This window comes from Streptococcus sp. GMD4S (genome assembly GCF_000296955.1).
Map to the genome: position 1 here is coordinate 1 of NZ_AJRE01000087.1, position 5,654 is coordinate 5,654.

3 protein-coding genes are annotated in these 5,654 nt (G+C 38.5%); all 3 read left to right on the plus strand.

Annotated elements, in window-relative coordinates:
- Positions 1–645 (plus strand): glycine radical domain-containing protein (locus GMD4S_RS06765; protein ID WP_000223905.1); only part of this gene is annotated, 645 nt, incomplete at its 5' end.
- Between the two features lie 318 nt (positions 646–963).
- Positions 964–5,037 (plus strand): Spy0128 family protein, encoded by a 4,074-nt coding sequence (locus GMD4S_RS06770; protein ID WP_000045544.1) that lies wholly within the window; start codon positions 964–966, stop codon positions 5,035–5,037.
- Between the two features lie 453 nt (positions 5,038–5,490).
- Positions 5,491–5,654 (plus strand): hypothetical protein (locus GMD4S_RS12925; protein ID WP_001063350.1); only part of this gene is annotated, 164 nt, incomplete at its 3' end.

A 5,654-nucleotide genomic window follows, 5' to 3' on the forward strand; every position in this document is an offset into this window, starting at 1 on the left:
GATTACGAAACAATCGGTGAATACCCACGTTGGGGTGAAGATGACCCACGTTCAAACGAATTGGCAGAATGGTTGATCGAAGCTTATACAACTCGTCTACGTAGCCACAAACTATACAAAGACGCAGAAGCTACTGTATCACTTTTGACAATCACATCTAACGTTGCTTACTCTAAACAAACTGGTAACTCACCAGTCCACAAAGGTGTATACCTCAACGAAGATGGTTCTGTGAACTTGTCTAAACTTGAATTCTTCTCACCAGGTGCGAACCCATCTAACAAAGCTAAAGGTGGATGGTTGCAAAACTTGAACTCACTTGCTAGCCTTGACTTTGGTTACGCAGCTGACGGTATCTCATTGACAACTCAAGTTTCTCCACGTGCTCTTGGTAAGACTCGTGACGAACAAGTTGATAACTTGGTAACAATCCTTGATGGTTACTTCGAAAACGGTGGACAACACGTTAACTTGAACGTTATGGACTTGAACGATGTTTACGAAAAGATCATGTCAGGTGAAGACGTTATCGTACGTATCTCTGGATACTGTGTAAACACTAAATACCTCACTCCAGAACAAAAAACTGAATTGACACAACGTGTCTTCCACGAAGTTCTTTCAATGGATGACGCCTTGAGCTAAGATTCAATTAGAATAGAAAGAAAGCTAGTCTATAGGACTGGCTTTTTTCTATATCTAAAAGATAAATTTTCGACATATCATATGAAAAATACTGAGAGATTTTGTTAATTCTTGTGACAATGTGTTGAAATTCGAGAGAATAATATAATAAAATCTTATAAAAACTTATTTTCTAGTTATTAAACTTGAATAGATTGTATTGAGATGTTATAATACAATAGATAAACTCTAGTTAGTGATAGGGGTTGTCAAAATGGTATGATGTAATCTCTTAGGGAGATTAGAAATAAAAATTTCATAAAGAAAAGAGGAGAAGAAATGTCGAAAAGCAAAGCGTTAAATATGCTTTCTAAATTTTCTGCGTTAGCTTTTGCTATTTTAGGCCTAGCATCTGTTTTGATAGGCATTGTTAAAGCAGATAATCCTGTTTCAAAAGAATTGACACAAGTCATTACAGGTATTGATCTGTTAGATGCTTCAGATACTAAGCAAAATGTGAGTTCAGAAGGAGATTTCTCGCTTCGTACGAATTTAGCATATAAGCTTCGCGTGACTTTTGATCTCAAACAGTATAATGAACATTTGAATAATGGAGATTATTTTACCTTTGATATACCTGCTCCTATGGCAGTTTATGAGGGGAGTCAGGATTTAATCGATCCGACAACAAAAGTTACTATTGGAGAAGCTGAAGTGACTTCAAATGGGACTGATCAAGGTGGGAAAGCAAAAATCACCTTGAAAAACTTGGATAAATATCTAGAGAAAACTGGTGGAGATAAGGTAAAGGATGTGTCAGGGAATTTTTCTGTTACTTTTAGATTCTTAAAGGATCAGAATAAAACCCGCATAAACTTTAATTCATCCTCATTGAAGCAAGAAGTGACTCACATTTATTCATCAAAAACAATCGATGGTCCCAAAGTTGGTACTGAAAATTATGCTAAAATTGGGGGTCGTGCTGCCCTTGAAAATTGGAACTCTCCAAAACTGGCTGAGATTGGTTCGGTTAGCAAGGGAGATGCATGGTCTACCTGGCGTGTACGTGTAAATACAGAGAAACAAGACTTAGGACAAAATATTGTATTACATGATACTATACCAAATGATGATACTAGTTACACTCCTGCACAGTATATTCCTGAGACTCTAAAAGTGTATAAGGCAAATATCACTGTTGGGACTTCTGCTGTTCCAGATGATGCAGTTTTGTTAACTGAGGGACAAGACTATACCGTTTCGTGGAACGAAAACTATACTTCATTTGATATCATTTTTAAAGATGGAACGACCTCTTATATAGTCTCTTATAACACAACAACTCCTAATGATGGAAGTAAAGTAGGAAATAGGGTTGCTCTGTCATTGGCTGACGGGACTAAATTAGCACAGAATACAAGTCGTCCGGGAGCACTTGATATGACAGCTGAGGCGACATCTTTGATTTCTGGTACGATTGTAGCATCTACTGCTTACCAAATTAAGATTCATAAGACTGATGCCTTCACTCTGGCTCCGGTTTCGGGTGCGGTATATACTGTGACAGCAGCAGATGATGCAAGTGAAACAACAGAAGTGACTACGAATGAAAAAGGAGTAGCGCTTACGAAAACTTATGATCAGAAATGGGAAGGTAAAACGTTTAAGATCAAAGAGAAGACTGCTCCAGCAGGTTATAAACTAGATGAAAAAGAGTATACAGTCAAACTCGGTGCTGCGGGTTCTACTATTCATCTTAAAGACGAACCTGTTCCAGCTGTATTCAATGTGACGGCTAAGAAAGTAGTAGAAGGACGTACAGATAAACTTCCAAAAGCAGATGAGTTTACCTTTAACCTGTTTACTGCAGAGAACTTGAAGGATCCTGTAGCTACAGCAAAATCAAAAGCTGATGGGACTATTACCTTTGAGAATCTCCAAGTAAAAGGTGCGGGAACTTATCACTACATCATCAAAGAAGACACTTCAACAGCAGTTGCAGGCGTTGCATTTGATACAGAAGCCAAGGAAGTTACTGTAGCAGCAACTTTCCAAAGTGGAGTTTTAACAGCAACTGTCACATCTGCAGAACCAACTTTCACTAACACCTATAAAGCAACTCCAGCTAAAGAAACTATCACAGCTAAGAAAGTCTTGAATGGTAAAGACCTTGAAGCTGATAAATACGAATTCGAACTTAAAGAAGGTGACAAAGTCGTTGCGACAGCTAAAAACGCTGCAGACGGCACCGTTACTTTCAAAGAAATTGAGTTAGAAACAGCAGGTGAATACACTTACACTATCACTGAAAAAGCAGGTAGTGAAAAAGGTGTGACATACGATACTGCTAAACACGAAGTTAAGGTAAAAGTTACAGATAACGGCCAAGGTCAACTTGTTGCAACTGTTACAGGTAACAACCCAACCTTCACCAACACTTATAAAGCAGCTAAAACAAGTGCAACGATTACAGCTAAGAAAGTCTTGGAAGGTAAAGCCCTTGAAGCTGATAAATACGAATTCGAGCTTAAAGAAGGTGACAAAGTCGTTGCGACAGCTAAAAACGCTGCAGACGGTACTGTTACTTTCAAAGAAATCGAATACAATGAAGCAGGCGACCACACTTACACTATCTCAGAAAAAGCAGGTAGCGAAGCAGGTGTGACATACGACACTGCTACACATGAAGTGACAGTAAACGTTACAGATAACGGTCAAGGTCAACTTGAGGCGGCTGTTGCAGGTAACAACCCAACCTTCACCAACACTTATAAAGCAGCTCCAGCAAAAATTGCTATTGAAGCTAAAAAAGTTTTGAACGGTAAAGAGCTAGAGATAGATGAGTTTGAGTTTGAACTGAAAGAGGGTGATAAGGTTGTTGCGACAGCAAAGAATGCTGCTGGTGGATTGATTCGTTTTTCTGAAATTAGCTATTCAAAAGCAGGAGTATATAACTATACTATTACAGAAAAGGTTGGCAATAAACTTGGTGTAACTTATGATAAAACAGAACATCCAGCAACTGTAGAAGTGAAAGATAATGGCTCAGGTCAACTTGTCGCGACAGTTACAAGTGAAACACCAGTTTTCGTTAATGACTATAAAGCGGAACCTGCGCAGGCTACAATCAAAGCTAAGAAAGTCTTGAAAGGAAAAGCGCTTGAAGCTGATGCTTATACTTTCGAACTGAAAGAAGGTTCAGACCTTGTAGCTACGGCTAAGAATACTGCCTCAGGAGAAGTTGTCTTCAACGTCACTTTCTCAGCAGCAGGCGATTACGCTTACACTATTACTGAAAAAGCTGGTGACGATAAAACAATCACTTATGATCAAACTGCGTATGAAGTGTTCGTCACTGTTGCGGATGATGGTAAAGGCCAATTGGTTGCGACTGTAGAAGATGCGGATACAGAACGGGTCTTCACAAATATTTATACAGCACCAGCTCCAACAGCTACATCAGCAACACTTGAGTTTACGAAAGAATTGACTGGTCGTACTTTGGTTGATGGTGAGTTCCAATTTGAATTGTACAAAGATGGACAAAAAATTGATACAAAAACAAACCAAGGTGGGAAAGTAACATTTAATACAATCAACTATGATGCAGAAGGTGTTCATACTTATACTGTAAAAGAAGTGAATGCTGGAGCAACTGGTATTACTTACGATACAGAAAAGACTGCAAAGGTAACAGTAACCAAAGATGCAGCAACCAACGCCTTGAAGGCAGCTGTTGAATATCCAGCAGGTAATGTCTTCAAGAATAGCTTCAAAGCACCAGCGGTAGAAGCTACGATTGAAGCAACTAAGAAACTTGAAGGTAAAGAACTTGCGGCTGATGCTTATACTTTCGAATTGAAAGAGAAAGGCGCCGTTGTAGCTACAGCTAAGAATACTGCCGAAGGTAAAGTAGCCTTTGTTCGTTCATTCGAAGAAGCAGGTACTTACACTTATACCTTGGTTGAAAAAGTTGGTACTGAAGAGGGTATTGAATACGATAAGACTGAGCATACCGTAACAGTCACTGTAGTTGCGGATGATCAAGGTCTCTTGACTGCAAGGGTTTCGTATGCCGATGGTAAAGAAGTTGTATTTACAAATAAATACACTGTTCCAACACCAACACCAGAACCAAATCCAAATCCAGCTCCAAATAATCCAGGAACAACGCCAGATCCAGCACCAACACCAGATCCAACGCCAAATAATCCAGGAACAAATCCAACTCCAGGAACAGAACCAACTGGTCCAGGACAAAAAGAGGATCCAAAACCAGCACCTCCAGCTACTGAGACTAAAGGTAAAGCTGAACTTCCAAACACAGGGGAAGCAACCTCTATCCTTTCTGCGCTTGGATTTGTAGTCTTGGCATTGAGTGGATTGGTATTCTTCGTAAAACGCAAAGCTTAAGCTTTTGTAGAAGAAACATGAAACTTGGTAAGTGAGAATTCTACTTCTCTCTTAAACCTGATAGAGAAAGTCTCTAGAAAATTCGTTTTCTAGGGGCTTTTTTTGTACTTCAAAAAATTTTTTAAAAAAATAGTCAAATTTGGTCAAAAAGTTATTGACTTTTACTGACTAAAGTGGTATAGTAGAAACATAAGGAAAATGAATTCCTTAGAAAACTTCATTTTCAATGATCCTATTTCTTGAAAATGTATGATAGATACCCTAGAAAGGGGTGAGGCCTATGTTAAATCTAACAGATTTTGAAAAGAAGATGATAAAAGGCTTATTTAAGAAAGAAAAACCAGAAATTATACGTAGGGTAGCTAGTTAGCTAGTCTAAAATTTTTAAAACAAAGATCAAAGATAGTCAATATCAGAGATCGCATATAATTAAGAATAAACGAGGTAAAGAATATGAACAACAACTTTAATAACTTTAACAACATGGATGATTTATTTAACCAATTGATGGGAGGTATGCGAGGATATAGTTCTGAAAATCGTCGCTACTTGATTAATGGACGTGAAGTGACACCTGAGGAATTTGCTCACTATCGTGCAACTGGTCAATTGCCAGG

Coding starts and splice junctions, on each gene's coding strand:
- GMD4S_RS06770 (WP_000045544.1), top strand. CDS start 964: ATGTCGAAAAGCAAAGCGTTAAATATGCTTTCTAAATTTTCTGCGTTA.